We start from the raw sequence: 25,177 nt of genomic DNA on the forward strand, positions 1-25,177 counted from the left end.
GCATGAGAAACCAGAAGCTCCGCGCCCGCCTGGGCGTTGCCCTCACGGCGCTGGCCGTCTTCCTTGTGGTCGCCGGCCTGCTTGCCGTGACGTCATGGGCGTCCTTGCCCAAGGCGGACGCGCACGAGGAAGGAACGGTGGACGCGACCTCGCATGACGCCACGGGCGAGAAAAACGGCGGCCTCGACGTGCTGTTCATTGGCGACAGCGAGGCGTACAGCGCGTTTTCGCCCCTGGAGATGTGGGGCAAGAGCGGGTTTGCCAGCCGCGTGATCGCCTCGCACGGCCAGAGGCTCCCGTACGGCTACACGCTGCTGCGCGAGGCCCTCGCCACGAGCTCTCCGCGCGTGGTGGTGATAGAGACCAACTCTGTGTACTCGTCCTTCTCGACGCTTGACCCGTCGCTGAGATTCCTGCAGGACCACGTGCCCATTTTCGAATACCACGACCGCTGGAAGCGCATCCTCACGCACGACCTTGCGAAGTCGAGCGACTCGCGCGCGTACCTGAGGGGCTTTGTGCCCAACCGCGAGGCAAAGGCGGCACACAACGTCAACTACATGACCCACACGCGCAAGGTAAGCGTCGTGCCGCGGGAAAACCAGGAGTACCTGCGTCTGATGGTCGACTACTGCCGCGCGCACGGCGCCACTCCCGTGCTGGTGAGCACGCCCTCGACCGTCAACTGGAGCACGCCGCGCCACAACGGGATCGCACGCCTTGCGCGCAGGATGCATGTTGGCTACATAGACCTGAACCGCGGACGGCACAAGGTCGACATCGACTGGCGCACGGATACGCGCGACCGCGGCGACCACCTTAACCTGAGCGGCGCCACGAAGGTATCGCGCGAGCTGGCACTGCTGCTGAGCAGGCGCTACAGGTTGCCCGACCACCGCGATGACCCCACGTACTCCACCTGGGAGGAGGACCTGGACCTCTACCGCACCACCGTGGGCGAGTAGCGCGCCGCACGCCGCGACGCATACGGCGCACACGCGGCGCAAGCGCGGGGCAATCACGCAAGCAGGTCTAGAATGGGCACTGTCGCCAGAGCATTGGCGGCGGTGCCCATCGCCATAGGGAGGCCCATGACCAGGCCCTACATAGACGCCGCGTGACGAGCGGACACCACATGGCGGGCAGACAACTGTCAGCAATCCAGACAAATAGCCACGACGAAAGGCTCCGCATGCAGAGAAGAGCAAGCACCATCGCCGGCACGCCCTGCGTGACGTACATCGAAGAGCGCCCGCGGCACATACTTCTGCAACCCGTAGACCACCGCGACCTCGACGACGTGGACCGCGAGGCCCGGCTGCTGCAAGATTCCTGCAAGACGCCCGTCGCGCTCGTCGCGTTCGAGGTGCCGGAGTGGAACGACGACCTCTCGCCCTGGGAGGCGCCGCCGGCGTTCGGCAAGCGCGGCTTCGGCAGCGGCGCCCAGCGCACGCTCGGCCTCGTCCTGAACGGCATCCTGCCCGAGCTGCCATCCGCCCTCAAGCCGCAGCCCGGCCGCGACGCGATCCTGGGCGGCTACTCGCTCGCCGCGCTCTTCTCGCTGTGGTGCTCGTACCAGACGGATACGTTCGCAGCCGTCGCCGCCGCATCGCCGTCCGTGTGGTTTCCCGGGTGGCTCGGCTACGCGCAAGGCCGCCAGCCGCTTTCGCGCGCCGTCTACCTAAGCCTGGGGGATCGCGAGGAGAAGACGAGAAACGCCGTCGTCTCGACCGTGGGGTCGTGCATACGGCGCCAGCACGAGCTGCTTCGGGCGCAAGGCGTGCCGTGCACGCTGGAATGGAACGCAGGCGGGCACTTCCAGGAACCTGGCGAGCGCACGGCAAGGGCATTCCTGTGGTGCATCGACACGCTCGAGGCCGAGCGCACGCACCGGTACCACTAGCCCCTTGGCCAGGACATGCGGCGGCGCATGGCGAGGGCGGCGTTCACCAGGAGTATGAGCGATGGCACCTCGATGAGGGGGCCAACGACGGCCGCGAACGCCTCGCCGGACGCCAGGCCAAACGTCGCCACCGCCACGGCGATCGCGAGCTCGAAGTTGTTGCCCGTGGCCGTGAACGCGATGGCGCTTGTCTGCGGGTAGCCGAACCCCGCCGCGTGCGCGAGCACGAAGCTGCAGAAGAACATGACCACGAAGTAGATGACGAGCGGCACGGCGATGCGCACGGTGTCAAGCGGAAGGTGCACGATCTGCTGCCCCTTGAGCGAGAACATGAGGACGATGGTGGCGAGAAGCGCCGCGAACGAGATTGGCGACACGCGCGGGAGGTAGGTGCCCTCATACCAGTCGCGACCCATGAGACGCTCGAGCGCCAGGCGCCCAAGCGCACCCGCGGCGAACGGTATGCCGAGGTAGAACGCCACGGTTCCCGCCACGTCGCCCACGGAGAGGCTGACGGAGACCGAGGGCGCGCCCACAAGCGTGGTGAGGCGCGTGGCGAACAGCCACGCCATGGGTCCGTACAGCAGCACCTGCAGGATGGCGTTCACCGCCACGAAGCCGGCGCACCACTCCGCGTCGCCGCCGGCAAGGCCGTTCCACACGATGACCATCGCGATGCACGGCGCGATGCCTATGAGGATGAGGCCCGTCATGTACTCAGGTTGGTCGCGCAGGAACGTGGTGGCAAGCAGGAACATGAGGAGCGGCCCCACGACCGCGCAGAACAGCAGCATGAGGCCGAGCGCGCGGACGTTGCGGAAGACCTTGGGGAGCTCGGAGTAGCGCACCTTCGCGAGCGGCGGGTACAGCATGAGCATCATGCACACGGCGAGCGGCACGTTGGTGGTCCCCACCGAAACCGCGTTCAGCGCCCCGGACACGCCCGGCGCCACGGCGCCCAGGGCGATGCCCGCGGCCATCGCCAGAAAGATCCACAGCGTGAGCAGCCTGTCCTTCACGCCCAGACGCGAGCCCACGCCCTCCGTGGCCGTCCCCGTCTCGGCTCCTGCACTTCTCGCCATGCCATTCTCCCTCCGCCCCTTGCGGGACTATCACATCGATATTTGTCTATCTGTTACCGATGATATCGTAACATTCACCGATGTCAATGTGATGGGAGGGCTACTGTAGGCAGTGTTCTTGGAGGCGGAATAAGATACTCCAAAGTAACTTACTCGCAAGTATCTTAACGATCGATCACAGCCGGCCGACGAGCTCCATCACGGAGGCGGCAAGGCCTCCCCCACCCGTCTGGTCTTCCCTCGCGCAGAGGTAGAACGTCGCGTGGGCCTCGGCATCGCGTATGGGCACGAAGACCCTCCGGACCTGCCCTTCTCCCTCCGCCGCCTCCCCGGCGACATCCGGGCGCATGAGCACCGGCGCGTCTGACGAGAAGCCCAGCATGCGGGTCGTGCGCATGAGCTGGCGCCAGACCTCGCGATCCTCCTGCACGACCATGCGAGCGTGCGGCGTCATGCGCCGGTGGATGTCTTCCCAGAACCCGATGCCGCCAAAGAGCAGGAAGGTCTCGCCGTCGAGGTCCTCGAACGAGACGCTTTCGCGCCGCGCAAGGGGATGTCCCTCTGGTGCCGAGAGGTACAGGTTCTCCCTCATGAGGAGGACGCTCCGCATCCCCGGTACCTTGCGCGTGCAGACGGCGAGGTCGATGAGGGAGTCGAACAGGGCACGCTCCACATCCGCCTCGTCACCCACCATCTGCGAGCTCACGAGCGCACCGGGCATACGCTCCACGATGAGCGAGGTGAGGTACCACAACGGCGCGGGGGCGATGGTGCCGACGCGCAGCACGCGCTCGCGACGCGACGCGTCGAACGACGCCTGACGCATCCGCCGCTCCGCGGCAAGAAGCTCCTCTGCATGCGGCAGCAGCTCGCGGCCGGCGCGGTTGAGCACGAGCGAGTTCTTCCCGCGGTCGAAGAGCGTCACGCCGAGCTCGTCCTCGAGCCGCCGGATGGAACGGCTGAGGGCAGGTTGCGAGACGTGCTGGTCGCGCGCGGCGGCGGTGACCGATCCCGTACGAGCGACGGCGACGAAGTGGCGTACCTGGTCGGTGTTCATGCTTCCCCTTAGTTTTACCATGCACTCTGGGCATGGCTTTCCGACACAGATGCATTGTACTTCTCGCCTGCGCAACCGCATGATTGATCGTGGGAAGGAAGCACCAGGCAAGCGCGCAAGCGCCATGTAGCGAAAGGTATGCGAAAGATGAAGCAGACCGCTGGCAGAGATCAGCTGGGCACGATTGCCCCGCTCTTTGCGCATCTGAACGACGACGTGCTGTTTGGGGAGGTGTGGGACCAGACTGCCATCGACGCCAAGACGAAGTGCATCGTGACGGTGGTCACGCTCATGGCGTCCGGCATCACCGACTCCTCGCTCGAGTACCACCTGCAGAACGCCAAGGCGAACGGCGTGAGCCGAGAAGAGATCGTGGCCGTGGTGACGCACGCCACCATGTACTGCGGCTGGCCGAAGGGCTGGGCCGTGTTCCGCATGGTGAAGGAGGTCTGGGGCGAGGGCGAGAAGGACGAGCCGCGCGGGCTTTCGACCATCTTCCCCATGGGCGAGCCTAACGACGCGTACGCGCAGTACTTTGTGGGCAAGAGCTGGCTGGCGCCGCTGGGCGATGCGCAGCTGGAAGCCGCGAACGTGACCTTCGAGCCGGGCTGCCGCAACAACTGGCACGTGCACCACAAGGGCGGACAGGTGCTCATCTGCATCGCGGGTCGCGGCTGGTACCAAGAGTGGGGCAAGCCAGCGCAGGAGCTGCGCCCCGGCGACGTGGTGAGCATTCCGCCCGAGGTGAAGCACTGGCACGGCGCCGCGCGCGACTCGTGGTTCCAGCACATCGCGCTGGCCGTGCCGGCCGAGGGCGCAAGCGCAGAGTGGCTGGAGCCCGTGTCCGACGACCAGTACGCGCGGCTGGCATAGCGCCCGGCCTTACGCGTACCGACGCGCGATGGAAAGCGCCAGGCCCACGTAGTCTGCGCCAAACAGCACGCAGTGCAGCAGCACCGGCACGAGCTGGTGGATGGCGACGCGTTCGCGCCAGCCATCTGCCAGCGGGGACGCCTCGTCGTACGCGGCGAGAAAATCGTGGAGGTACGCGCAGCCAAACAGCTGCAACATGGCAAGGTCGGTCTCCGCGTGGCCGCCGGACGCCATGGGGTCGATAAGTGCCGCCCCCGTCGCGGCGGCCCGGGTTCCGTCCGCCGCCCACAGCAGGTTTCCGGCCCAGAGGTCGCCGTGGATGCGCGAGCACGCATGCCCGCCCGCGCGCACGAGCGCCGGTTCCGGCGAGTCGAAGTCTCCGGCCGCCATGCGATTCGCCACGCGCGTGAGCAGGCGCGCCTCGCCCGCATCCACCAGCCCGTCGTCGCGAACCGCGCGAACGTGCGGCATCACGCGCCGCTCCGCGCACGCGGCGCCCCAGCCCCGGGCCCCGTCCCGCGCGGAGGCGGGCACCACGGGCGTGAGCGAGCGGCCGATCGCATAGCCGGCGCCGTCCCAGCCGGGCGGCGGGCAGCCATACCACGCCGCGCCCGCAGCATGCGTGCGCGCCAGGGCCGCGCCGGCCCGTCGCGCCTTCTCGCGCGTGGGTACGCCCTGGAATACGCGCTCCTCCACCAGCCGGTGCGTGCTCGCGCTCACGACGCGCGCGCACGAAAGGCCGCCGTCCTTCTCGGCCGCGCCCAGCCAGCGCAGGCCGGCCGCCTCGCCCGCAAGGTCCGCGCGGGGACTTCGGTCGGTCTTCTCGTACGTCGCAAACGAGTCCTCCCGCATGGCGCACCCCCCATGTCGTCACATCTCCAAACCCCACGTGGCAATCATAGTCGCGCCAACGAGTGTCGTGACGGGACGTTTCGAGCGTGCCACGAGCCATTGACACGCCCGCGGGCGGGCGCAAGAATTGGCAACCAAGCGCGCGGCACGCGGCCGGGCTGCAGACGAACGGAGGAGTGGCGATGGCGGTATTTCAGACGCTCGCGATCGGGGCGGGCAAGGACGCGACGAAGGCCGAGGGCATCATGGTTCCCGAGCTGGCGGGGGAAGGTCATGCCTCGCTCATCGTGGTGCGCTGCGCGCGCGGCTTCCTGATGTGCGGCTATCTGAGCCTCGAGAAGGCCGAGCAGCTGGGCGACGTTGCCGTGCGCGTCGCGGGTGCAAGCTTTGCGGACGTCCTGGCGAACAAGATCACCGGCATGACGCCCAAGGCCGCAAAGCTCGGTGTGACGCCGGACATGACGGGCGAGCAGGCAGCGGCGGTCCTGAACCGGTAGGTCCCTGCCGCCGCGGTGCGGCGCGGGCGTCCACGCACGGGTTGTGGAGTGTTTGTACTCCGGCACAAACGTAGCCTCTTGTAATGGTGCGACGCGTGGTAACGTGCACGCGTCACATTTCTTGCAGGTATCCTTGGAAACGCACACCCTCCCGGGTGATAACGAACAACACTGCACGCAGCCGGGAGGTATACATGCCGCAAAGCCGCACTCAGAAGCTCGTCTTCACCATCATGATGGTCCTCGTTATGGTGTATGGCATGATCTGCTACAACGTCTCGCTCGAGGTCGGCGGTCTTTCCAACTTCGTCTTTGTCGCCGGTCTGCCAGAGCTCGCGTTCATGGGGCCGGTCGCGCTCGTTCTTGACCTGTTTGTGGTATCGCCCATGTCGGCCGCCGCGCGGCCAAGCTCGTTGGCCCCAACCCCAAGACGCCGTTTACGATGGTCGCGGCGATCTCTGCGCTCAGCGTGCAGATGATGTGCCCGCTCATGAGCCTGGTCGCCACCCTCGCCATCAAGCGCCCCGCCGCCCCGAACATCGTCTCCACGTGGATCCAGACGGCCATTCTCAACCTGCCGATGGCGCTGCTGTGGCAGTTCTTCGTGGCCGGCCCCGCCGTGCGCGGCGCGTTTGGCGCGCTGTTTCGCCCCAGGGCCGTGACCTCCGGCAACGAGGCCAGGTAGCCGCGCGGACGAGAAGATCGCACACGCCACGGCCGCAACAGAAGACCAGCCGCAACAACGTACGACACCGGGCCCGCGCCAAGCTAGGCGTGGGCCTCGTCGTACAGCGCCCGCACGTCCTTCGGCAGCCCGTCGGGGACCATCGCGTCCAGGCGGTCCTCGTTGCCGTCGGCCAAGGCGACCTTGTAGTACCAGCACTTGAACTCGAGCATGGCGAGGGTCCTTCTCAGCTGTCCCATCTGCTCGAGCACGGCCTCTCGCCGACGCTCAAACAGCTCCTCGCGCTCGGCGTAGGTGGACGGCCCCTCCTCGCACCACTGCATAAAGCGCTTGATTTCCCTGATCTCGAGGCCAGAGTGCTTCAGGCACTCGATCACGCGCAGCGCCTCGAGTTCCTGGTCCCCGAACCTCCTGATGCCGCCCTCGCGCGACATGCTTGGAAACAGCCCCTCCTTGTCGTAGTAGCGCAGGGTCGATATGGGCAACCCAAACATCTTCGAAACCTGCCCGATTGTGTACATGCGGCATCTCCCGTGCGTTTTGTCAATTTACCATTGACCTAAAGTTAGGTTTAGGCCTTACGCTTCCCTTGATGTTAGCAAACGAGCACGTCCGAGTCACGGGAGGCAACAAGATGATGCAGACCCAGGAGTTAAGGCTTACACAGGAGTGGGACAAGACGTTCCCGCGCGACGAGCGCGTGGACCACACCAAGGTGACCTTTGCCAACCGCTACGGCATCACGCTCGCGGCAGACCTGTACAAACCAAAAGACGGGCGAGAAAAGCTTGCCGCCATTGCCGTGAGCGGCCCCTTTGGCGCCGTGAAGGAGCAGTCGAGCGGCCTGTACGCCCAGGAGATGGCGGCGCGCGGCTTCCTGACCATCGCGTTCGACCCGTCGTTCACGGGAGAGAGCGCGGGCGAGCCCCGGCGCGTGGCCTCCCCCGACATCAACACCGAGGACTTCTGCGCGGCGGTCGACTACCTCAGCTGCCGCGACGACGTGGACCCGGCACGCATTGGCATCATCGGCATCTGCGGCTTTGGCGGCATGGCGATAAACGCCGCCGCGCTCGACCCGCGCATAAGGGCGACCGCCGCCATGACCATGTACGACATGTCGCGCGTGACCCGCGAGGGCTACTTTGGCTCCAGCGACAACAAGCAGGCCCGCGACGAGCAGCGCCGCGCCTGGGCCGCCCAGCGCACGGCAGACTACAGGGCCGGCGAGTACACGCGTGCCGGCGGCGTGGTGGACCCGCTGCCCGACGACGCGCCGCAGTTCGTGCGCGACTACCACGACTACTACAAGACGCCGCGCGGCTACCACGAGCGCTCGGGCAACTCGACCGACGGGTGGAACGTCACGGGCACCATGTCGTTCATGAACCAGCCGCTTTTGGCAATGGCCGGAGAGATAGACACCCCCGTACTTCTCGTCCACGGGGAGAAAGCCCACTCGCGCTACTTCAGCGAGGGCGCGTTTGCGCAGCTCAAGGGTGACAACAAGGAGCTCGTGATCATTCCGGGCGCCAACCACGTGGACCTCTACGACAATCGCGACGCCATCCCGTTCGACAGGCTCGAGGCGTTCTTCGACAACAACCTCCGATAAGAAGTCCCTGCCGAGAGGACCATACATGTACCAAGATGAGGGAGAACTCACGCTCGAGCAAATCGAAGCGTTTCTCGCCGAGATGGACGCCGGCAACGAGGTGGTCGCAGGCTCGAAAATCCATCGGATTATGGTGGCCGCCTCTGAGCGAGCCATGCGCATCACTTCGCGTATGAACGCTGAGTTCAACAGCCTGTCGGACACACGCGCTCAGATGGAGAGGCTGTTTGGAAGGCCGCTTCCCAAAGGGGTTGGGCTCTTCCCGCCCTTCACCACGGACTGTGGTCTCAACACGCACCTTGGCGAGGGAGTCTTCATCAACTCCGGCTGCCGCTTCCAAGACCAGGGCGGCATCTACATTGGCGACCGCACGCTCGTTGGCCACAACTGTGTCATTGCCACGCTTAACCACAACATGGACCCTTCGCGGCGCGGCAACGTCACCCCCTCCCCGGTGCACATTGGCGCGGATGTCTGGCTTGGAGCGAATGTGACGGTACTGCCTGGGGTGACCATCGGAGACGGAGCCGTGGTGGGGGCAGGAGCCGTCGTCACGAAGGACGTTCCAGCACGGACGCTCGCAGCCGGCGTGCCCGCGCGAAAGGTCAGGACGCTGTAGAGCCAACCGGCTCCACGTCAGAAAGGAAACCGCAATGAAGACCCTAAGCAGAAGGTCGTTTTTGTCCCTCGCGGGCACCGGCATCGCCGCCGTCGCCCTAGCGGGCTGCTCCAACAAGTAGTCCGCAGGAAAGTCCTCGTCGCTCGCGTCCGCGGACACAGACGACTCGGCCAGCGACACGGACGTCAAGGCGTTCGTCGAGAAGAACGGCTAGCCATCCATGGAACACACCGCCAAACGCAGGCGCCTCACGAGGCGTACGGTGGACGTCGCGCTGCTCCTGGCAATGGTGACGCTCATGTCGCACCAAGTCGCGGGCGGAGCGCTCCACGAGTGGCTCGGCCTGGGGACGCTTGCGCTCATCGTGGCGCACCTCGTCCCTCTCGCCCTGGGCGTCGCCGTGGCGGGCTTTGGCCTCGCGACGTTCCTGTGCAACGACATCGTGGGGTACATGGCCATGTCGACGCCGTTCGCGAGCTACGACCTCTCGAATCCGCCGGCGCTCGTGCTGGTCGAGAACGCCTCTGTCATCGCGCTGTTTGCCTTCGCGTCGTACCACGTGACGCGTATCAGGTATCAAGTCTCAAACCAAAGGAGAAGAGCGTGTACAACAAGACCGTAACCCTTTCCAACGGTGTCGTCGTTCCGCAGCTTGCGCTGGGAACCTAGTTCATCGACGACAACGAGGCCGCCGAGGCCGTGCGCCAGGCCGCAAGTCTGGGATACCGCCACGTGGACACCGCCGAGGCCTATGCAAACGAGCGCGGGGTCGGCGAAGGCGTCCACACCTGCGGAGTCCACCGCGCGGAGCTGTTCGTGACCACGAAGCTCGCAGCCGAGCACAAGGACTACCAGTCCGCCGCGCAGGCGATCGACGGCTCCCTCGAGGCGCTCGGGCTGGACTACATCGACCTGATGATCATCCATAGCCCGCAGCCCTGGATCGAGGTCAACCAGTCCGAGGACAGGCACCTCGAGGGCAACCTCGAGGCGTGGCGCGCGCTGACCGACGCGTACAAGGCGGGCAAGCTCCGCGCAATCGGCGTGTCGAACTTCCTCAAGGAGGACATCGACAACCTCTGGGACAACGCCGAGGTCAAGCCCATGGTCAACCAGGTGCTGTGCCACATCTCGAACACGCCGCTCGACATCATCGAGTACTGCCAGTCCAAGGGCATCGTGATGGAGGCCTACAGCCCCGTCGCCCACGGCGAGGCGCTCAAGAACCCCGCCATCGCCAAGATGGCCGAGAAGTACGGCGTCACCGTGCCGCAGCTCTGCATCCGCTACGACCTGCAGCTGAACATGATCGCGCTGCCCAAGACCGCGAACCCCGAGCACATGAGGACGAACGCCGACGTCAACTTCCAGATCTCTGCACAGGACATGGAGGTCCTGAAGCACGTCGAGAAGATCGAGAGCTATGGAGACTCCAGCTACTTCCCCGTTTACGGCGGAAAGCTGAAGGGATACTCCGGCAAGCCCGGCACCGAGGAGATCTAGGCAGATCGCAAATCAGAAAGAGGGACCACATGAAAGTCCTGATGCTAGAGAGCAGCGGCACCGTTGCCATGACGAAGGGCAGTGTCTATCCCCAGCAGGCCTACGAACTGGGAAGGTCCCTGCATTAGCGAGTCGCATTACCGCGGCACGCGACAACACGACAAGCGCGCACCAGCAAGGCGGCGTCCCCAACCCGGGGCGCCGCCTTGGCAAAAAACAGTAAAGAACAGTAAAATGTAGCAAAACAGTAAAGAACAGTAAAAATCGCAGGTAGATTGGTGTGATGTGATGAATCGTAACCCTTACACCCTCCTTTTTGGAAAGGCGCCATCGCAGCTCATCTCCCGCGTCGTCCAGCAGGACGAAGTGATTCAGAACTTCACTGCCGAAGAGCCCTCTCAGCAGATCTATGTGATTACGGGAGTGCGAGGCTCCGGAAAGACCGTTTTTCTCACAAAGGCAGCCGATGATTTCCGCAAGATGAAAGACTGGATCGTAGTGGAGCTGAACCCAAACCGAGACCTGCTGTCTTCGCTTGCCGCAAAACTGGCAAGCGAAGACACCCTGGCCACCATTTTCCAACGCTCGAGAATCAACCTCTCATTTTTTGGAATCGGTCTTGAGGTCGATGGAGTGGCCCCCATTACGGACATCGAGACCGCCCTCTCGAAGATGATCAAGAGTCTGAGCGACCGGGGAAAACGCATTCTGATCGAAATCGACGAGGTGTCGAACACGCGCACCATGCACGAGTTCGCGGGAGCGTTCCAGATTCTCGTCCGGCAGAACCTTCCCGTCTTTCTGCTCGCGACCGGTCTGTACGAGAACGTTCGCGAACTCCAGAACACGAAGAACCTGACGTTCCTTTACCGGGCGCCCAAGATCGAGCTTGGTCCGCTCAACCTAGCCGCGATGGCAACAAATTATGGTGAGACCTTTGATATCGATAGAGATGCTTCCCTGGAGATGGCGCAGCTTACCAAGGGGTACTCGTTCGCGTTCCAAGTGCTTGGCTACCTAACTTGGAATGCGGGAGGCGACTACCAAAGCGTTCTGGGCGACTACCGCCAGTATCTCGAGGAGTACGTCTACGAGAAGATGTGGTCCGAGCTTTCCGAGAAAGACAGGCTGGTAGCTCGCGCGATTGCGGAGTCTCCGGACGGCAGGATTCTTGGGATCCGAGAACAGCTCGGCATGTCGACAAACCAGTTCAACCCGTACAGAAAGCGCCTTATCGACAAGGGCATCGCGGATGGCTCCGCCCACGGGCACATGAGCTTCACCCTTCCGCTGTTTGACGAGTTCGCCCGCGAGCAGATTGAGTAGCTCAGCCGCGCCCCGCCTGGCTCGTCCCCCCACGTCGCACGCTGTCGCTACTCGCCCGCGCGCAGACGTTCCTTGTAGCTCTCGCCCCACGCCTGCAGCGCGTCCAGCACGGGCTCGAGCGTCTGCCCCAGCTCGGTGAGCGAGTACTCCACGCGCGGCGGCACCTCGGCGAACACCTCGCGATGCACGAGCCCCTCCGCCTCCATCGTGCGCAGGTTGGACGTGAGCACCTTCTGCGAGATGCTGCCGATGGAGCGCTGCAGCTCCTTGAAGCGCAGCGTGCCCTTGTCCACAAGGTCGCGCAGGATCAGGACCTGCCACTTGTTGCCAATGAGGGAAAGCGTGGTCTCGACCGGACACGCCGGGAGCGACGCCAGGATCTTCTCGTTATCTTTACTTCCCATTGCAGCTCCATACCAGCAGTTCACACGCATTGGTTACCAATTGGTACTTACAGCACATTATCGTGCCTACTTCTGTCTTGCATGCATAGAGACTAGCATGCTTTTTGTAGGCACGCAACGCGCCCAAAGTAACAAAGCACAGGCCCAAAGGGAGGGAACATGCTCAAGCGTCGGGACAAGAACGACATCGGTCGCCTGAAAGACGCCATCGTGGGGGCCAGCGCCATCGTCGTGGGCGCCGGGGCCGGCCTTTCCACCGCTGCCGGATTCACGTATGCCGGCGAGCGTTTCGATCGGTTGTTTGGCGACTTCGCCGAGAAGTACGGCATCCGCGACATGTATTCCGGCGGGTTCTTTCCGTTTGCCACCCCGGAGGAGCGCTGGGCGTGGTGGAGCCGCTACATCTGGTACAACCGCTACGAGGCAGCACCGAAAGACACGTACGGGAAGCTGCTTGCCCTCTTGCAGGGCAAGGACTTCTTCGTGCTCACCACAAACGTCGACCACCAGTTCCAACTTGCGGGCTTCCCAAAGGAGCGCCTGTTCTACATGCAGGGCGACCTGGGCCTGTGGCAGTGCAGCGAGCCCTGCCACAGCGCCACCTATGACAACTACGACGTCGTAAGGCTAATGGTGCAGGACCAGCGCGACATGCGCGTTCCAAGCGAGCTTGTGCCGCACTGCCCCCGCTGCGGCCGTCCCATGGACATGAACCTACGCGTGGACCAGACGTTCGTGGAGGACGAGGGCTGGCACGAGGCGGCGGAGCGCTACGCCGCGTATCTGGATGCGCACCAACGCGGAAGGGTGCTCTACCTCGAGCTTGGGGTGGGCATGAACACACCCGCCATTATCAAGTTCCCGTTCTGGCGACGCACGCTCGAAAACGGCGAGGCAACGTACGCGTGCGTCAACTACGGCGAGCCGTTTGCACCCGCAGAAATCCGCGACCGCTCCATCGTGCTCGACGCGGACATCGACGTCGTGTTTGACCAGCTACTTGGCAGGTAGCAAGAGGAATGGAGAGCCTCACATGCAGACGGAAAGAAAGACGGAGCTTCTGGAGGATCTCGTGGCCGGCCTCTGCGCGGAGCGCGGACTTGAGGCGCCGCACACGCGCGATGCAGACGAGCTCTGGACGGCGTTTCGCGCCCTCGTGAACACCAGGCCCGCCTGGCCCGCGGACGCCCGCTGGCTCGACATGCAGGACGAGCTGCTGCGGGGTATGATCGCGGACGCCGGTGTGAGCACCGTGGACGACGCCGAGCCCTTCTCGCCCGCGGGGCGTGTGCGCCTGTGGCGCGGGGACATCACGACGCTTGCCGTCGACGCCATCGTGAACGCGGCGAACAGCCAGATGCTGGGCTGCTGGGTGCCCGGCCACCACTGCATCGACAACGCCATCCACACGTTTGCCGGCGTGCAGCTGAGGGCGGAGTGCGCGCGGATCATGGCCGCGCAGGGGCACGAGGAGCCCACGGGGTCGGCCAAGATCACCGGGGCGTACAACCTGCCCGCGCGGCACGTGATCCACACCGTCGGCCCCATCGCGGGCGGGCGACCGACGCGGGAGCACCGCGCGCAGCTCGCTCAGTGCTATCGCAGCTGCCTTGACCTGGCCGCAGAGAACGGCCTGCACAGCATCGCGTTCTGCTGCATCAGCACGGGCATCTTTGGCTTTCCGCAGGACGAGGCGGCACGCATAGCGGTGAGGACCGTTCGCGAGTGGCTCGGCGCGCACGACGCGGGCATGACGGTAGCGTTCGACGTGTTCTCGCAGGCAGACAAGGACATCTATCGCAACATCCTGGGGTAGCGTCGGCTCTTCTCGCCCGGCGCGTCCGTGTGGATGTCGTGAATGCGCCACGTTGTATCTTTAATTGATACAATCTATCGAGACAGACCATCCCGCTGCCGGCGGACACCCGCACGGCCACGCGCAAGGAGGCGAGCGTGGACACCAAGTTCTCCGTGGCGATCCATCTACTGATACTGACGTCCGAGTCCGACGAGCCCATGAGCTCGGAGCAGATTGCGAACAGCGTGGGCACAAACGCAAGCTACGTCCGCAAGGTGGCCACGCGGCTCGGCCGTGCCGGCATCATCGAGGGGCGGCGCGGCGTAAGCGGGTTTTCCCTGCTCAAGGCGCCGGAGCGCATCTCGCTGCTCGACGTGTACCGCGCGGTCGAGCAGACGGAGGACGTCCACGTGTTCGACGTCCACCAGAACCCCAGCGACGAGTGCATCGTGGGGCGCAACATCCGCCCCGTGCTGAACGGGATGTTCCGCGAGGCGGAGCGGGTGGTGGAGCGCGAGCTTGCCGGCGCGACGCTCGCGGACTGCATCGAGCGGATGCGCGAGCAGATAGAGAAGGGCCCCGCAGGCGAGAAGAGCGAGGCCAGCGAGGGCAGTGAGGCGGGCGCCGCGAGCGTCCACGATCAGGAAGGCAAAGACCGATGAAGGCCGCGATACTGGACAGGTACGACAAGAACGGTGCGGCCCTGGCCGTGCGAGACATCCCCACCCCGGAGCCCGGGGCGCACGAGGTCCTGGTGCGCGTGCACACCGCGGCGGTGAACCCGCTGGACAACATGGTGATCCGCGACGATGTTCGCCTGATCGTGCCCTACCGCACGCCACTCGTGATGGGAAACGAGTTTTCCGGCACCGTGGTGCGAGCGGGCGCCGCAGCCGGCAGGTTCAAGCCCGGCGACCGCGTGTACGGACGCATGCCGCTCACGAAGATCGGCGCATTCGCGGAGTACGCCGCCGTGGACGAGTCCGCGCTCGCGCACGTGCCCGGCTACCTCTCCATGGAGGAGGCCGCGTGCGTGCCGCTGACCGCGCTCACGGCGCTGCAGGCGCTCGAGCTCATGGAGGCGCGGCCGGGCCAGAAGCTGTTCATCTCGGGCGGAACGGGCAGCCTCGGCGCCATGGCGATCCCCATCGCCGCGCGCATGGGCCTCACCGTCGCGACCAACGGCAGCGCTCAAAACGAGCAGCGCGTCCGCAGCCTGGAAGCCAGCGTTTTTCTCGACTACAAGACCCAGCGCTACGTCGACGAGCTGCACAACATGGACTGCGTGCTCGACACCCTGGGCGAGCGCGAGCTGCCGGACGAGTTTGCCGTGCTCAAGCCCGGCGGACACCTGGTGTCGCTACGCGGCGTGCCCAACGGGCGCTTCGCCAGGCGAGAAGGGCTGCCGACGCTCAAGCGGGCGCTGTTTGGCCTTGCGGGTCGCAAGCTCGACAAGATGGCCGCGCGCAAGGGCCAGACGTACGACTTCATCTTTGTGCACGAGGATGGCACGCAGCTCGCGCGCGTCGCGGAGCTCTTCCCCGCCGAGCGACCGCTTGCCGTATCGATCGACGGCACGTACGGCCTCGACCAGGTAAACGACGCCCTCGAGCGCGTGAGGTCCGGTCACTCGCAGGGCAAGACGCTGCTGCGCATCGATGAGGCGTAGTGTCGTACCTTAATACGGGCAATTCGTACGTGGACGTAGGCGGCAGGCGCATTGCATACCGTGAGCTTGCCGCCGGACGGTCCGCAGGCTCATCCTTGTTGGCACGGCGCCTCGTGGCGGCATGGGGGTCGATCGCGTGACGTTCGTCACGTTTCGCCACATGCTCCACGCGGTGGCCAGGCGCAAGGACATGAAGCGCTACATCTTCTTCACGGACGACGCGACTGGGGAATCCGCGGCAAACGCCACGTTCGCGCAGCTCTATTCCAGGGCACCGTCCAACCAGGACGCGCCCGTAACGGCGCCTGCCTTTCTCGCCCAGCTCAAGGCAATCAGGCGTTGGGGAAGGGCGGCGCAAGACGACCTGTCGTTCGTTCGCATCCCCACGCTCATCGCAAACGGCGACGACGACGCGATGGTCCCCACGCCCAACTCGAATGCGATGCACGAGAAAATCGACGGCAGCCGACTGGTGCTCTACCCTCATGCCGGCCACGGGTCGCTCTTCCAGTATCCAAATGAGTTTGCCGACGAGGTCGACGAATTCCTGGGCTAACGCCGGCGTCATAGTAGATCTTTACGATGTCGTAGGCCTGCAAGGCCTCCAGCTTGCCGAAAAGCAGGAGGATCAGGTCCTCTTCGTCTTGGAGCCGAGAGCTCCCTCATGCGAAACCTCCCTAGGCAAAGAAAATGCCGGGGGGCTGAATCCCCCGGCATTCGATTACCCCTCGTTTTCAGGTGACTGACTGCCTTTTATCATCGGATGGTTGCCGCACCAAGGCTCTCACGCGTAGCAAGACGCACGAGAAGCGCCCGACGCCCCATTTTTCAGTTACCTAGCCTAGGCCTTTACAAGCGTGACCGCGATGGTATTCAAGAACTCGAGCGCACCCGCCTCAACGGCCACACGGTCGCCTTGAGCGTACTCGTTATCGCAGGTAATCCAGTCAACCCACGCCTCGGACGTGCACGTCATCTGGTGCATATCCTCGATAATTACACCGCTCGTTTGGCCAATCACTTCTCGCCACCAAGCCAAATCGTGCATATAATCAAGCTGCTCTGCGTCCCAGGATGCGAGCAGACATGCCGGCAGCGCGTCATGGCAGTCGCGCACCATGCCGGGGATGGAAAGGCAGATCCTTCCGCCAGACTTCACATACGGAAGAAGCCTCTCCCCCAGATAGTGCGGATCGCGTCCGAAATAGTTATATGAATCGATGCTCACCACGCCGTCGAAGAACTCCGGCTCGAAAGGCAGGCCTTCTGCGGCGTCGGCCTTGACAGGATGAATCCGCTCGTCCGGAACGCTCATCTCGCGAAAGAACGCGCGATTCTCATCGGGGTCGCTCCACAGGTCGACGGCGTACACGTCGAGCCCGTATTCGCGTGCAAGCATCACGCTTGTTATACCAGTGCCGGAGCCGAGGTCGCACACGCGCGACCCCTTCGCGATATTCACGCCGCGAAGAAGTTCCTCGCAGAGCTTAAGCGGATTGGGGCCCATGATCTTTGATCGGACAAGGTTGACGTCAAAGCTATTCGCTTTTGGGAAGTTGTTCATTTTTACTCCTGTTTGCTGAGCTGATGATGAAAACAGGTGCGGAACGGCGCAAAAGCACAAGGCCTTGATGCGGCCTTTTCAAAAGCAATCTGCGATTAACCGTTCCCTAAAGAACAATGACCAAAAAGACATCCCCTAAGATGTGTTTACACGGAGCACGACTGCCCCGTCGTGCGCAGTATACAACCGAGCACAGTCGTACGGCAACTGGTCGCAGGCATCAGGCGCGCGTAACCAACATGGCGCTGAATCTCCGATGGCCGGAACGGTAGGTGACTTCTCACGGTTCCGATAAACGCTGGGGGAGCTTCTCTTGGTTTCATCGTGAGATAATTGTGCATATCGATTCTCGGAGGTGCAGTCACATGACTGCACCAGATGCGTTTTCGTTTGAAGAGGGACCGTGCATCCCCGCCGACCACGCTGGATACGATTTGCTTCCTCGTTGCCGAAGGGAAGGCGGAGATGTTTCCGTCCTATTCTGGCCCACCAGTTGGACGTCGACGCTCTGGACCAGCGCGGTCCAGAGCGCGAAGGAGGCAAGCAGGGCGACGTCCGCCTCTAGACCGTTGTTTCTTTCTATGTTCGATTTACGCTTAGCGCTTCTCTATCGGAAGCCAGACCTGGCTCCTGTAGTAGTCGGCTGTCATGTTCGGGCCGAAGTAGGCCTCCACGTCGGACTTCGATGCCCACTCGTAGCCCGAGCTGGGCAGCCACTCGGCGAGGATACGGTGCTGAAGCCTCTGCATCGCGTCGGGCATCGGGCCTGCGCAGTCGAAGACCGCGTACGTCGCGGCGGGAACGACGCGCTCTTCCATGCCCTCCGGGCAGGGCGCGCCCGTGGCGGCGCCCACGCTCTCGATGAGATTGCCCGCCTCTCGGCATCTTGCATGCTTTCTTGACAGGTAACCGAACGGTAACTATACTTAGTTACCGTTCGGTCACCTAGTATAGAGAGGACTGATATGGAACCGAGCACGAAGGATCGGATCACAGAAGCAGCGCTGCGGTTGTTCTCCGAAAAAGGGTATCTGGGTGCGTCTTTGAGCGATATCGCGAAGCAGGTCGGGATCTCGAAGGCCGCCCTTTATAAGCATTTCGCCAGCAAACAAGAAATCTTGGATCACATCGTCGCGCGGATGGATGAGCTGGACGCTGAGCGGTCGCAGCGGTTCTCCATGCCGGGGAATGAGCTGGGCGGCACTGCTGCCTATAAGGAGATTCCCGCCGAGAAGATCCGCGCATACAGCAAGGCGCAGTTCCTGCATTGGACGGAGGAGGAATTCCCCTCCCGTTTTCGCAAGATGCTGACGTTGGAGCAGTATCGGGATTCGGGCATGGCCGAGCTGTACCAAAAGTATTTGGCAGGCGGCCCCGTTGAATACATGGCGTCGGTGTTCGGTGAGATTACAGGCTCTGAAGACGCGGCTTGGCAGCTTGCACTGGAGTTCTATGGGCCGATATTCCTGTTATACGGCTTGTCCGACGGGGGGATGAGCGAAGCGCGCGCAATGGAGCTGCTGGACGATCATGTGAGCCGATTCATCGACCAGATGGAAGCGGGAAAGGCTCGTTGAGCAGCGGGTAAGGAGGGTTCCCAATGACAAAGCTTTACTTCGGCGATACGACCACCACAGCCACAACGATCATGATTCTTGGTCTTGTCGTCTTCATCGGCTACACGATCGTCAATCGCGGCAGTGTCCAGCACTGGGGAATGCGGGGGCTGCTGCTCCTTGCGTTCGGCCTTGTCGTTTGCTGTTTCGCGGCGGCTCGCGACGGGTTGGACAAGACCATTCAGTCCTCCATCGATGGGAGTTGCGCGGCCGGGTTGTTCCCGTTGGTCAGTATCCCAACCGCTGTAGGGTGCATTGGCGCCCTCGTCATAATCGCGTCTGCAATCGCCATGCTCATCGCGAACTCGCAACAGGCTAAAGAACTCTGCTTTTGGTTTATGGCATCAGGCGTTGCCGTGAAGGTCATGGTCGTGGAAATCGCGAGGGTTATTGCGCTGTAAGCCCGACCGATAACAAAATGCATGGAAAGGAGCGACTATGAACTGCCCTGAATGTGGCGCGAGTATGGAACAAGGTTGGTTGTTTGCCAGCAAAGACGGCGCTTTCGGGTTCGCAAGTCGGGTTCCCGGCGTTTTCGAGAACGCGCGGAACGCCGAGGGCTTCGTGCAAATCACCGAACCGAAACTAGGATGCCGAACTAGCGTGGAAGCTTGGCATTGCGCGGGCTGCAAGGTTGTTGCATTCAAACACTAGCTCCCGCCACGCTCTGCGCCGATACGCTTGCCTCCGCCCTCAATCATGCTCGACCCGCAGACGCCCCTCTCGAGGCCTCGGGGTACGTTGTCGAGTAGTGCGGAGCTTTTCGAGGCAGGGGGTTCCGCACGTATCCAAGCTACTTGGTAGCTGAGCCTCTATACCACCTACCAATGTAGGTCCTCGTCGCCTTTCATGAAGTCGATCATGTTGAGGTGCCTGACGCCCTCGCGCCGCTGCAGGAGCGGGTCCAGCGTGAAAAGGTAGCGTGGATACCCGTCTCTGATGTGACTGAACGGCCTGTACTTGCGCTCCTCCACATCGCGGTCAGAAATCGTCATGGATACCTGTATGTAGGCGTAGAGGTCGTGCTTCCTGGCGATGAAGTCGCATTCCAGCTTGCCGATTCGCCCGACTGAGAGCCTGTACCCCCGGGACCTCAGGTAGACATAGAGCGCGTTCTCCAGGGAGGGGCCAAAGTTCAGCCGTACATCGACGTTCCGGGCAAAGTAGATCCCGGGGTCGGCGAGGTAGTACTTCTCCTCTCCCCTGAGGGACTTCCTCGATTTCAGGTCAAAGCGCTGGCATCTGTAGAGGATCTTTGCGTCGACGAGCATCTGGATGTACGCGGACACGGTCCTTCTCTCGACGGCGATCTTCTCAATGTTTCTCAGGTGGTCGACCAGATTGGTAAGGCTTGTCGGAGCGCCGTAGTTGTTGATGACGTAGGTCATTACGCGCTCGAAGGCTTCGACGTTTCGTATCTTGTTTCGAGACCGGATGTCCTTCTTAATGATTTGCTTCACGACGTCTTCAACGTAATGGGCCTTCGCCTCGACGTCATCATATTCAAGGGAGCGGGGAAAACCGCCGTAGCGAAGATATTCCTCGAATTCAGCCCCGTCGTCCTTCCTCTCGACTCCCAGGAACTTCTTCATGGCAAGGAATTCGCTGAACGACAAGGTGAACATCTCGAATTCGACGTAGCGCCCGGTGAGCTTGGTCATGAGCTCTCCGGAGAGGAGATAGGAGTTTGAGCCCGTTATGAAGATTGAGAAGCCGCCATCGGTGTTGAAGGCATTCATGACCTCTTCGTAGCCGCGGACGTTCTGGACCTCGTCTATGAAGAGGTATTTGAAGTCATCGTCGACAAGCCGCGATTCGATTGCGGCCTCTAGTTGGTCGGGTGTCTTGATGGAACGGTTGCCGCGCTTGTCGAGATCGAGGTAAACGATGTCTTTCTCTGGGACCCCTCGTTCCTTGAGCTCTTCGACGATGGTCGCCATGAGGCACGATTTTCCGCATCTGCGTATTCCCGTGATGACCTTTATCAGATCATCATCGTAGAATGGGCGAATCTTCTTCAGATATCGTTCTCTGCGAAATAGCCTCATGGTAGAGCACCTCCTGGCTGTATTATATGCCAGGAGGTGAAGTTTGGCGTTTAAGGCACCAATATTTTAATATTTTGGATAATTGGTTTCTTAAATTGGGTTTATCGTTATTCCCACTCAATCGTTGCATGACCCGCTTCTGCGTAGTCAGCAGGGCGAGTGACCTGCGGTTCTCGTCACTCTTCGCTCTCGGAAAACGTGTAGTCACCGTGTAGCCGGGGGTGACTACAGGCCGTGTAGTCACTTTCGAAGAGTATTTTCCGCCGACCGAAGAGTGACAGCCTTAATCTGCGGTAGCGCCGTCCGGTTGCGCGCAACTGGCCACACGCCCCGAGACGGCCCGAATGCTGCTGCGCGAGCCCCGGCCCGAGAGTGACGAATCCCGACCGAAAAGTGGCACGCCTGACCTGCGGATGCGTGCGCTCGATGCGGTTCGCGTTCGCCTCCGCTTCGGTGGCCGCGCTGGACTTCCGCGGGTTCGGCCCCTCGGCGCTGACCGACCTGTACTACGCGTTCTCCGGCTGCAAGAGGCTGACCGCGATCTACGCGGACGCGAGTTGGGCCCCGCCTTCGAGCGGCGTCAGCGGGTCGCAGTGCTTCTACAACTGCTCTACCTCGCTCGTGGGAGGCAACGGCACCGTGTGGGCCAGCTCCAAGACGGCGTACACGTACTTCCGGATCGACACGGCGAGCACGCCGGGGTACCTTACGGCGGCCTAGCAGGTTGTGACACGGTTGGACACTGCCTCCTGAGGATGTAACAGCGAGCTCAGGAGGCAGTTCTTTATGGAATCGATCATCGTCGCGTGCATAACCGGGGTCGTAACGCTTGTCGGCGTGATCCTCTCCAATTCCAAGTCGAGGGCCGTCATGGAGGTCAAGCTGGACACCCTCACGGCCAAGGTCGAGAAGCACAACCAGGTCCTGGAGTGCACCTACAAGCTTGAGCAGGACATGGCGGCGGCCAAGCACGACATAGAGGAGATCAAGGGAAAGGTGGCATGAGATGGAGAAGTTCTTGGCTGGAAACGAGTGGCAGTAGCGCCTGGCCCGCACGATCGTGCAGGGTGTGCTCGGCGTCTTCGTCGCCAACATCGACCTGATCATCGGGTTCGGGGTGCTCGACCCGACGATCCGGGCGCTCGTCGTGGCGTTCGTGATGGCGGTGCTCTCGCCGGTCATGGCGGCGCTCGGCAGCGGCGAGGAGATCGTAATCCCGAAGGGTGGCGGCAATGGGGCTCAACGGCATCGACATCAGCTCCTGGTAGGAGGATTTGGTCGTCTCGAAGATGACGACGTGCGACTTCGTGATCGTGAAGGCAACGGGCGGCAAGGGCTACACCAACGCCTGCTTCAAGAGGCACGCGGACGAGACGCTGGCGGCGGGCAAGCTGCTCGGCTGCTACCACTACGCGCGGGACCGAGGGGTACGAGGGCTCGTCGGAGGCCGAGGCGGACCACTTCATCGCGGCGTTCAAGCCCTATGTCGGCAAGGCGATCCCATTCCTGGACTGGGAGGCGGACGCGCTGGCCCTGGGGCCCACATGGGCGAAGAAGTGTCTCGACCGCGTGCGCGAGAAGACCGGCGTGAAGCCCGGCATCTACACGAGCAAGTCAGTTTTGTTCTCCTACGACTGGACCAGCGTGGCCAAGGCTTACCCGCTATGGGTGGCACAGTACCCGAACTACGAGGAGACGGGGTTCAAGTCTGAACCCTGGACGGACGACTGGGACTTCGGTGCGTGGGACTCACTGCTGATCTTCCAATACGCGAGCACGGGGCGCATTCCCGGCTACGCGGGGCACCTGGACCTCGACCTGTTCTATGGCACCAAGGCCGATCGGAAAGCGCGATGCAAGGCTGTCGGCTCAAACACCGCCGAGGCGGTGAAGGAAGTGGCTATATCGCGCGCCAACGTGGCGGAGCAAATCATGGAGCACCTTTGCAACTGCCCTGAGTGCGGCTGCAGCCAGCCAGGGCGTCACGGCACAAGCGGTTACTGCAGCGTGGTCACCGACACTGGAACCATCGAGGTGAAGAAGGGCGACCGGGACTGCTCCAGCGCGGTGTGCGAGGCGTGGGAGCTCGCGCTCGCCGGCACGCCCTACGACGGGCTCATCACGCGCTACAACTGGACCGGCGGCATCGACGGCGCTCCCGGCGACCAGACGGGCCGCGAGAGCCGCATCCAGGACTACTACCGTGGCAGCTGGGACGGCGCGCTCCACTACAACCGCAAGGCCGACACCGGCACGGCCTCGGCCCTACCGGCTCTGGTGCGCCCTCCGGCGACGTGTCAGAGCTTGCGGCGAGGGTCATCGCAGGCGATTTCGGCAATGGCGATGCTCGCAGGGCCGCGCTGGGCAGCCGGTACGACGAGGTGTAGGCGGAGGTCAACCGGATCCTCTCTGGTGGCTCCTCTGCCTCCTACGACGCGGACGCGCTCGCGCGACGCGTCATCGTGGGCGAGTTCGGAAACGGCGACGAGAGGAAGCGGCGCCTGGGAGACAAGTACTCAGCCGTGCAGAAGAGGGTGAACGAGATCCTTGGCGCTGCCGCCACGGCGAAGACGAGCGTTGGCGTGGACGCGATGGCCCGCGCGGTCATCCGTGGCGACTACGGCAACGGAGACGAGCGGAGGCGCAGGCTCGGGTCCTACTACTCGATCGTGCATTCCCGCGTGAACGAGATGCTGTCATGAGGCAGAGGCTCGCCTGGCTCGGCGAGCAGGCGGGTTGGCTCCTCGGGATCGTCGGGTGTCTGCTGCTGATGCTGGTGCTGCTGCCGCTGGTTCCGCTGTTCGAGATGTACGACGAGATACGGCGGCTGCACGAGGAAGGCTAGGGCTGCGGCCTGACGGCCGGGAACCTGTCGAACACGACCAGGGCGGCTTGGGGCACACCGGATTCGATCACCTGATCCGGAGTCGTCTCCGAGCCGTCCTCGTTCGTGTGGGCGAGCACCGACATGATACCGCCGAGCGCGAACTCCAGGGCGATGCGCTGTGGCTCGTCGAGATCGGAGAAGGCGAACCCGCGCGCCGTGGCCCATGCGTCGGCGATGGCTTGCTTCAGCTTGTCCTGAAGCTCGGGCGTGCCCTTGGCGCGCACGATGGTTCGGACCCTTCGAATCCGCTTCGCGAAACCGGGGTCATGGAATCGGGCCTGAACGTGCGCGGCCCCGCCCTGCATCATCGAGAGCAGCTCCAGGAGGAGCGCGGGCTCAAGGACGTCCCTGGTCGCCTGCCGTGCGAGGTCATCCACATCCTCGAAGTGGTAGTAGAACGTGTTCTTGTTCACGCCGCTCTCGCGTACGAGTCCGCGCACACTCACCTTGTCGTAGGGACCGTCCTCCACCATCCGCCAGAAGGCCTCCACAATCTTCTCGCGGGCCGTCTGCTCGTCGCACTGGTACCTCGGCCTCGCCATGGATGAACCCCCTCGTAATTGGCACGTTGGCACTCATGTGGCCGTTTATTTGGCACATGCGGCTAATTATAATGCAGGCAGAGAATATACGAGGGAAAGGCTTCATATGGGTTTCTCGGAGGTCGCGTACCTCGCCTGGCCGTGGGTCGGTCTGGGCGGGGCAATCGTCCTGTTCATCCTCCTGTTCTCGACGGACGTCATGCGCTCGCGCGCGGACGTGGGGCTCTGGCGCGACGCCGCCTGGCTCGCGTGGCTGCCGGTGCCGGTGTACCTGTGTCACGTGTTCGAGGAGTACGGGCTGCACGTGACGGGAGGCCGGTTCGACCTGGTGACCGCCTTCATGGAGCGCGGCCTCTGGGACATGTTCGGGCAGCTGCCGCTCGTCGTGTTCCCCGAGATCAACATCATGATCATCTTCGTGGCGTTCCCCATAGCGGCGGCACTGGGCAGGAAGAGGCCCGTCGTGGGACTCATGAGCTACGGGTTCATGCTGGTGAACGGGCTCACGCACATCGGCGGCACCATCGCGCTTGGCGGAGACTTGCTGGGCAACCCCGGCAACGTGACGGGCTCTTCTGCTTCATCCCGCTGTTCGTATGGTTCGTGTACGCATGTCGCAGGGACGGATTGCTTTCGG

32 protein-coding genes and 3 pseudogenes are annotated in these 25,177 nt (G+C 63.1%); 25 read left to right on the plus strand and 10 right to left on the minus strand.

Going from position 1 to position 25,177, the window contains the following annotated elements:
- The first annotated feature begins 2 nt into the window (after positions 1–2).
- Positions 3–965 carry a hypothetical protein gene (locus tag ACTQWE_RS06180; RefSeq protein ID WP_441856885.1) on the plus strand — a complete coding sequence of 321 codons (963 nt, stop codon included), beginning with the start codon at positions 3–5 and terminating at the stop codon, positions 963–965.
- A gap of 227 nt (positions 966–1,192) precedes the next feature.
- Positions 1,193–1,903: a hypothetical protein gene (locus ACTQWE_RS06185; protein WP_441856884.1), complete on the plus strand. Its 711-nt coding sequence runs from the start codon at positions 1,193–1,195 to the stop codon at positions 1,901–1,903.
- Here the strand turns inward: ACTQWE_RS06185 and arsB are convergent.
- Positions 1,900–2,985, minus strand: coding sequence for an ACR3 family arsenite efflux transporter (arsB, locus tag ACTQWE_RS06190; protein ID WP_441856883.1), 1,086 nt, complete (start codon positions 2,983–2,985; stop codon positions 1,900–1,902). The genes ACTQWE_RS06185 and arsB overlap by 4 nt on opposite strands.
- A 175-nt stretch (positions 2,986–3,160) precedes the next feature.
- Complete coding sequence (locus tag ACTQWE_RS06195; RefSeq protein WP_441856882.1) at positions 3,161–4,042, minus strand: LysR family transcriptional regulator; 882 nt, start codon at positions 4,040–4,042, stop codon at positions 3,161–3,163.
- A 147-nt stretch (positions 4,043–4,189) separates the two neighbouring features.
- Between ACTQWE_RS06195 and ACTQWE_RS06200 the strand changes: the two genes are divergently transcribed.
- Entirely contained in the window at positions 4,190–4,915 is a 726-nt protein-coding gene (locus tag ACTQWE_RS06200; RefSeq protein WP_441856881.1) for a carboxymuconolactone decarboxylase family protein, read from the plus strand.
- A gap of 9 nt (positions 4,916–4,924) precedes the next feature.
- Here the strand turns inward: ACTQWE_RS06200 and ACTQWE_RS06205 are convergent, their stop codons facing one another.
- Complete coding sequence (locus ACTQWE_RS06205) at positions 4,925–5,767, minus strand: fructosamine kinase family protein (RefSeq protein ID WP_441921419.1); 843 nt, start codon at positions 5,765–5,767, stop codon at positions 4,925–4,927.
- Between the two features lie 182 nt (positions 5,768–5,949).
- Between ACTQWE_RS06205 and ACTQWE_RS06210 the strand changes: the two genes are divergently transcribed.
- Positions 5,950–6,264 (plus strand): DUF1805 domain-containing protein, encoded by a 315-nt coding sequence (locus ACTQWE_RS06210; RefSeq protein ID WP_441856703.1) that lies wholly within the window; start codon positions 5,950–5,952, stop codon positions 6,262–6,264.
- 442 nt (positions 6,265–6,706) lie between these two features.
- Positions 6,707–6,949: a hypothetical protein gene (locus ACTQWE_RS06215; protein WP_441921421.1), complete on the plus strand. Its 243-nt coding sequence runs from the start codon at positions 6,707–6,709 to the stop codon at positions 6,947–6,949.
- Positions 6,950–7,032: 83 nt separating this feature from the next.
- On the opposite strand, the gene ACTQWE_RS06220 is transcribed toward ACTQWE_RS06215, so the two are convergent.
- Positions 7,033–7,470, minus strand: a complete 438-nt coding sequence (locus ACTQWE_RS06220; protein ID WP_441856705.1) for a MerR family transcriptional regulator — start codon at positions 7,468–7,470, stop codon at positions 7,033–7,035.
- Positions 7,471–7,583: 113 nt separating this feature from the next.
- On the opposite strand from ACTQWE_RS06220, the gene ACTQWE_RS06225 reads away from it, so the two are divergent.
- The 5 genes from ACTQWE_RS06225 to ACTQWE_RS06245 all read left to right on the plus strand — a co-directional run bounded on the left by ACTQWE_RS06225 (position 7,584) and on the right by ACTQWE_RS06245 (position 12,012).
- Positions 7,584–8,564, plus strand: coding sequence for an alpha/beta hydrolase (locus tag ACTQWE_RS06225; RefSeq protein ID WP_441856706.1), 981 nt, complete (start codon positions 7,584–7,586; stop codon positions 8,562–8,564).
- 25 nt (positions 8,565–8,589) lie between these two features.
- A complete protein-coding gene (locus ACTQWE_RS06230; protein ID WP_441856707.1) occupies positions 8,590–9,183 on the plus strand; it encodes a DapH/DapD/GlmU-related protein in 594 nt (197 codons plus the stop codon).
- A 220-nt stretch (positions 9,184–9,403) separates the two neighbouring features.
- A complete protein-coding gene (locus tag ACTQWE_RS06235) occupies positions 9,404–9,805 on the plus strand; it encodes a hypothetical protein (protein ID WP_441856708.1) in 402 nt (133 codons plus the stop codon).
- A 50-nt stretch (positions 9,806–9,855) separates the two neighbouring features.
- Positions 9,856–10,686 (plus strand): aldo/keto reductase, encoded by an 831-nt coding sequence (locus ACTQWE_RS06240; protein WP_441856752.1) that lies wholly within the window; start codon positions 9,856–9,858, stop codon positions 10,684–10,686.
- A 288-nt stretch (positions 10,687–10,974) separates the two neighbouring features.
- Complete coding sequence (locus tag ACTQWE_RS06245) at positions 10,975–12,012, plus strand: ATP-binding protein (RefSeq protein WP_441921423.1); 1,038 nt, start codon at positions 10,975–10,977, stop codon at positions 12,010–12,012.
- 47 nt (positions 12,013–12,059) lie between these two features.
- Here the strand turns inward: ACTQWE_RS06245 and ACTQWE_RS06250 are convergent, their stop codons facing one another.
- Positions 12,060–12,416, minus strand: coding sequence for a winged helix-turn-helix transcriptional regulator (locus ACTQWE_RS06250; protein ID WP_170103650.1), 357 nt, complete (start codon positions 12,414–12,416; stop codon positions 12,060–12,062).
- A 159-nt stretch (positions 12,417–12,575) separates the two neighbouring features.
- On the opposite strand from ACTQWE_RS06250, the gene ACTQWE_RS06255 reads away from it, so the two are divergent.
- The 5 genes from ACTQWE_RS06255 to ACTQWE_RS06275 all read left to right on the plus strand — a co-directional run bounded on the left by ACTQWE_RS06255 (position 12,576) and on the right by ACTQWE_RS06275 (position 16,439).
- The gene (locus ACTQWE_RS06255; protein WP_441856710.1) at positions 12,576–13,427 is read left to right on the plus strand and encodes an SIR2 family NAD-dependent protein deacylase; all 852 of its coding nucleotides are present in this window, start codon (positions 12,576–12,578) and stop codon (positions 13,425–13,427) included.
- 22 nt (positions 13,428–13,449) lie between these two features.
- Positions 13,450–14,232, plus strand: coding sequence for a protein-ADP-ribose hydrolase (locus tag ACTQWE_RS06260; protein WP_441856711.1), 783 nt, complete (start codon positions 13,450–13,452; stop codon positions 14,230–14,232).
- 137 nt (positions 14,233–14,369) lie between these two features.
- Positions 14,370–14,876 (plus strand): Rrf2 family transcriptional regulator, encoded by a 507-nt coding sequence (locus tag ACTQWE_RS06265; RefSeq protein WP_170103647.1) that lies wholly within the window; start codon positions 14,370–14,372, stop codon positions 14,874–14,876.
- On the plus strand, positions 14,873–15,883 hold the full coding sequence (locus ACTQWE_RS06270; protein WP_441856712.1) for an NADP-dependent oxidoreductase: 1,011 nt from the start codon (positions 14,873–14,875) through the stop codon (positions 15,881–15,883). The genes ACTQWE_RS06265 and ACTQWE_RS06270 overlap by 4 nt, the downstream gene beginning before the upstream one ends.
- Positions 15,884–16,004: 121 nt before the next feature.
- The gene (locus ACTQWE_RS06275; RefSeq protein ID WP_170103645.1) at positions 16,005–16,439 is read left to right on the plus strand and encodes an alpha/beta fold hydrolase; all 435 of its coding nucleotides are present in this window, start codon (positions 16,005–16,007) and stop codon (positions 16,437–16,439) included.
- Between the two features lie 285 nt (positions 16,440–16,724).
- On the opposite strand, the gene ACTQWE_RS06280 is transcribed toward ACTQWE_RS06275, so the two are convergent.
- On the minus strand, positions 16,725–17,447 hold the full coding sequence (locus ACTQWE_RS06280) for an SAM-dependent methyltransferase (protein ID WP_441856713.1): 723 nt from the start codon (positions 17,445–17,447) through the stop codon (positions 16,725–16,727).
- A gap of 596 nt (positions 17,448–18,043) precedes the next feature.
- Positions 18,044–18,301 carry a GyrI-like domain-containing protein gene (locus tag ACTQWE_RS06285; protein WP_441856714.1) on the minus strand — a complete coding sequence of 86 codons (258 nt, stop codon included), beginning with the start codon at positions 18,299–18,301 and terminating at the stop codon, positions 18,044–18,046.
- Positions 18,302–18,412: 111 nt separating this feature from the next.
- On the opposite strand from ACTQWE_RS06285, the gene ACTQWE_RS06290 reads away from it, so the two are divergent.
- Genes ACTQWE_RS06290 through ACTQWE_RS06300 form a run of 3 tightly spaced genes read left to right on the plus strand, consistent with a single transcriptional unit; the run spans position 18,413 to position 19,717 of the window.
- Entirely contained in the window at positions 18,413–19,024 is a 612-nt protein-coding gene (locus ACTQWE_RS06290; RefSeq protein ID WP_441856715.1) for a TetR/AcrR family transcriptional regulator, read from the plus strand.
- 23 nt (positions 19,025–19,047) lie between these two features.
- A complete protein-coding gene (locus ACTQWE_RS06295; RefSeq protein ID WP_441856716.1) occupies positions 19,048–19,464 on the plus strand; it encodes a hypothetical protein in 417 nt (138 codons plus the stop codon).
- A 37-nt stretch (positions 19,465–19,501) separates the two neighbouring features.
- A complete protein-coding gene (locus ACTQWE_RS06300) occupies positions 19,502–19,717 on the plus strand; it encodes a PF20097 family protein (RefSeq protein ID WP_081920133.1) in 216 nt (71 codons plus the stop codon).
- 167 nt (positions 19,718–19,884) lie between these two features.
- Here ACTQWE_RS06300 and ACTQWE_RS06305 read toward each other — a convergent pair whose 3' ends face one another.
- On the minus strand, positions 19,885–21,111 hold the full coding sequence (locus ACTQWE_RS06305; RefSeq protein WP_441856717.1) for an ATP-binding protein: 1,227 nt from the start codon (positions 21,109–21,111) through the stop codon (positions 19,885–19,887).
- A 426-nt stretch (positions 21,112–21,537) separates the two neighbouring features.
- On the opposite strand from ACTQWE_RS06305, the gene ACTQWE_RS06310 reads away from it, so the two are divergent.
- Both ACTQWE_RS06310 and ACTQWE_RS06315 read left to right on the plus strand, forming a co-directional pair.
- Entirely contained in the window at positions 21,538–21,831 is a 294-nt protein-coding gene (locus ACTQWE_RS06310; RefSeq protein WP_441856718.1) for a hypothetical protein, read from the plus strand.
- Positions 21,832–21,897: 66 nt separating this feature from the next.
- Complete coding sequence (locus ACTQWE_RS06315; RefSeq protein WP_441856719.1) at positions 21,898–22,116, plus strand: hypothetical protein; 219 nt, start codon at positions 21,898–21,900, stop codon at positions 22,114–22,116.
- On the opposite strand, the gene ACTQWE_RS06320 is transcribed toward ACTQWE_RS06315, so the two are convergent.
- The gene (locus tag ACTQWE_RS06320; protein ID WP_441856754.1) at positions 22,097–22,444 is read right to left on the minus strand and encodes a hypothetical protein; all 348 of its coding nucleotides are present in this window, start codon (positions 22,442–22,444) and stop codon (positions 22,097–22,099) included. The two genes, ACTQWE_RS06315 and ACTQWE_RS06320, sit on opposite strands and share 20 nt — an antisense overlap.
- On the opposite strand from ACTQWE_RS06320, the pseudogene ACTQWE_RS06325 reads away from it, so the two are divergent.
- From ACTQWE_RS06325 to ACTQWE_RS06340, 4 genes and pseudogenes are all read left to right on the plus strand, one after another.
- Positions 22,425–22,472, plus strand: a pseudogene (locus ACTQWE_RS06325) (hypothetical protein); the annotation flags it as partial. The gene ACTQWE_RS06320 and the pseudogene ACTQWE_RS06325 overlap by 20 nt on opposite strands.
- Positions 22,473–22,557: 85 nt before the next feature.
- Positions 22,558–22,893 (plus strand): annotated as a pseudogene (locus ACTQWE_RS06330) (GH25 family lysozyme); the annotation flags it as partial.
- Between the two features lie 740 nt (positions 22,894–23,633).
- Positions 23,634–23,813: a hypothetical protein gene (locus ACTQWE_RS06335; protein WP_441856753.1), complete on the plus strand. Its 180-nt coding sequence runs from the start codon at positions 23,634–23,636 to the stop codon at positions 23,811–23,813.
- A complete protein-coding gene (locus ACTQWE_RS06340; RefSeq protein ID WP_441856720.1) occupies positions 23,810–23,956 on the plus strand; it encodes a hypothetical protein in 147 nt (48 codons plus the stop codon). The genes ACTQWE_RS06335 and ACTQWE_RS06340 overlap by 4 nt, the downstream gene beginning before the upstream one ends.
- Here ACTQWE_RS06340 and ACTQWE_RS06345 read toward each other — a convergent pair.
- A complete protein-coding gene (locus ACTQWE_RS06345) occupies positions 23,953–24,540 on the minus strand; it encodes a TetR/AcrR family transcriptional regulator (RefSeq protein WP_441856721.1) in 588 nt (195 codons plus the stop codon). The two genes, ACTQWE_RS06340 and ACTQWE_RS06345, sit on opposite strands and share 4 nt — an antisense overlap.
- Positions 24,541–24,739: 199 nt before the next feature.
- Here ACTQWE_RS06345 and ACTQWE_RS06350 point away from each other — a divergent pair.
- Positions 24,740–25,051 (plus strand): annotated as a pseudogene (locus tag ACTQWE_RS06350) (hypothetical protein); the annotation flags it as partial.
- Between the last annotated feature and the right edge of the window lie 126 nt (positions 25,052–25,177).

It is taken from the genome of Parafannyhessea sp. LCP19S3_B1, from assembly GCF_052121955.1.
In the GTDB taxonomy this organism is placed as follows: Bacteria; Actinomycetota; Coriobacteriia; order Coriobacteriales; family Atopobiaceae; genus Parafannyhessea.

Excerpts from the sequence above, each read along its gene's own strand:
- ACTQWE_RS06250 (WP_170103650.1), bottom strand. The coding sequence starts at position 12,416 with ATGGGAAGTAAAGATAACGAGAAGATCCTGGCGTCGCTCCCGGCGTGT.
- ACTQWE_RS06310 (WP_441856718.1), top strand. The coding sequence starts at position 21,538 with ATGCGGTTCGCGTTCGCCTCCGCTTCGGTGGCCGCGCTGGACTTCCGC.
- ACTQWE_RS06345 (WP_441856721.1), bottom strand. The coding sequence starts at position 24,540 with ATGGCGAGGCCGAGGTACCAGTGCGACGAGCAGACGGCCCGCGAGAAG.
- ACTQWE_RS06180 (WP_441856885.1), top strand. The coding sequence starts at position 3 with ATGAGAAACCAGAAGCTCCGCGCCCGCCTGGGCGTTGCCCTCACGGCG.
- ACTQWE_RS06275 (WP_170103645.1), top strand. The coding sequence starts at position 16,005 with ATGGGGGTCGATCGCGTGACGTTCGTCACGTTTCGCCACATGCTCCAC.
- ACTQWE_RS06290 (WP_441856715.1), top strand. The coding sequence starts at position 18,413 with ATGGAACCGAGCACGAAGGATCGGATCACAGAAGCAGCGCTGCGGTTG.
- ACTQWE_RS06200 (WP_441856881.1), top strand. The coding sequence starts at position 4,190 with ATGAAGCAGACCGCTGGCAGAGATCAGCTGGGCACGATTGCCCCGCTC.
- ACTQWE_RS06210 (WP_441856703.1), top strand. The coding sequence starts at position 5,950 with ATGGCGGTATTTCAGACGCTCGCGATCGGGGCGGGCAAGGACGCGACG.
- ACTQWE_RS06260 (WP_441856711.1), top strand. The coding sequence starts at position 13,450 with ATGCAGACGGAAAGAAAGACGGAGCTTCTGGAGGATCTCGTGGCCGGC.
- ACTQWE_RS06235 (WP_441856708.1), top strand. The coding sequence starts at position 9,404 with ATGGAACACACCGCCAAACGCAGGCGCCTCACGAGGCGTACGGTGGAC.
- ACTQWE_RS06270 (WP_441856712.1), top strand. The coding sequence starts at position 14,873 with ATGAAGGCCGCGATACTGGACAGGTACGACAAGAACGGTGCGGCCCTG.
- ACTQWE_RS06225 (WP_441856706.1), top strand. The coding sequence starts at position 7,584 with ATGATGCAGACCCAGGAGTTAAGGCTTACACAGGAGTGGGACAAGACG.
- ACTQWE_RS06315 (WP_441856719.1), top strand. The coding sequence starts at position 21,898 with ATGGAATCGATCATCGTCGCGTGCATAACCGGGGTCGTAACGCTTGTC.
- ACTQWE_RS06220 (WP_441856705.1), bottom strand. The coding sequence starts at position 7,470 with ATGTACACAATCGGGCAGGTTTCGAAGATGTTTGGGTTGCCCATATCG.
- ACTQWE_RS06340 (WP_441856720.1), top strand. The coding sequence starts at position 23,810 with ATGAGGCAGAGGCTCGCCTGGCTCGGCGAGCAGGCGGGTTGGCTCCTC.
- ACTQWE_RS06205 (WP_441921419.1), bottom strand. The coding sequence starts at position 5,767 with ATGCGGGAGGACTCGTTTGCGACGTACGAGAAGACCGACCGAAGTCCC.
- ACTQWE_RS06195 (WP_441856882.1), bottom strand. The coding sequence starts at position 4,042 with ATGAACACCGACCAGGTACGCCACTTCGTCGCCGTCGCTCGTACGGGA.
- ACTQWE_RS06215 (WP_441921421.1), top strand. The coding sequence starts at position 6,707 with ATGGTCGCGGCGATCTCTGCGCTCAGCGTGCAGATGATGTGCCCGCTC.
- ACTQWE_RS06300 (WP_081920133.1), top strand. The coding sequence starts at position 19,502 with ATGAACTGCCCTGAATGTGGCGCGAGTATGGAACAAGGTTGGTTGTTT.
- ACTQWE_RS06230 (WP_441856707.1), top strand. The coding sequence starts at position 8,590 with ATGTACCAAGATGAGGGAGAACTCACGCTCGAGCAAATCGAAGCGTTT.
- ACTQWE_RS06255 (WP_441856710.1), top strand. The coding sequence starts at position 12,576 with ATGCTCAAGCGTCGGGACAAGAACGACATCGGTCGCCTGAAAGACGCC.
- ACTQWE_RS06245 (WP_441921423.1), top strand. The coding sequence starts at position 10,975 with ATGAATCGTAACCCTTACACCCTCCTTTTTGGAAAGGCGCCATCGCAG.
- ACTQWE_RS06295 (WP_441856716.1), top strand. The coding sequence starts at position 19,048 with ATGACAAAGCTTTACTTCGGCGATACGACCACCACAGCCACAACGATC.
- arsB (WP_441856883.1), bottom strand. The coding sequence starts at position 2,985 with ATGGCGAGAAGTGCAGGAGCCGAGACGGGGACGGCCACGGAGGGCGTG.
- ACTQWE_RS06185 (WP_441856884.1), top strand. The coding sequence starts at position 1,193 with ATGCAGAGAAGAGCAAGCACCATCGCCGGCACGCCCTGCGTGACGTAC.
- ACTQWE_RS06305 (WP_441856717.1), bottom strand. The coding sequence starts at position 21,111 with ATGAGGCTATTTCGCAGAGAACGATATCTGAAGAAGATTCGCCCATTC.
- ACTQWE_RS06280 (WP_441856713.1), bottom strand. The coding sequence starts at position 17,447 with ATGAACAACTTCCCAAAAGCGAATAGCTTTGACGTCAACCTTGTCCGA.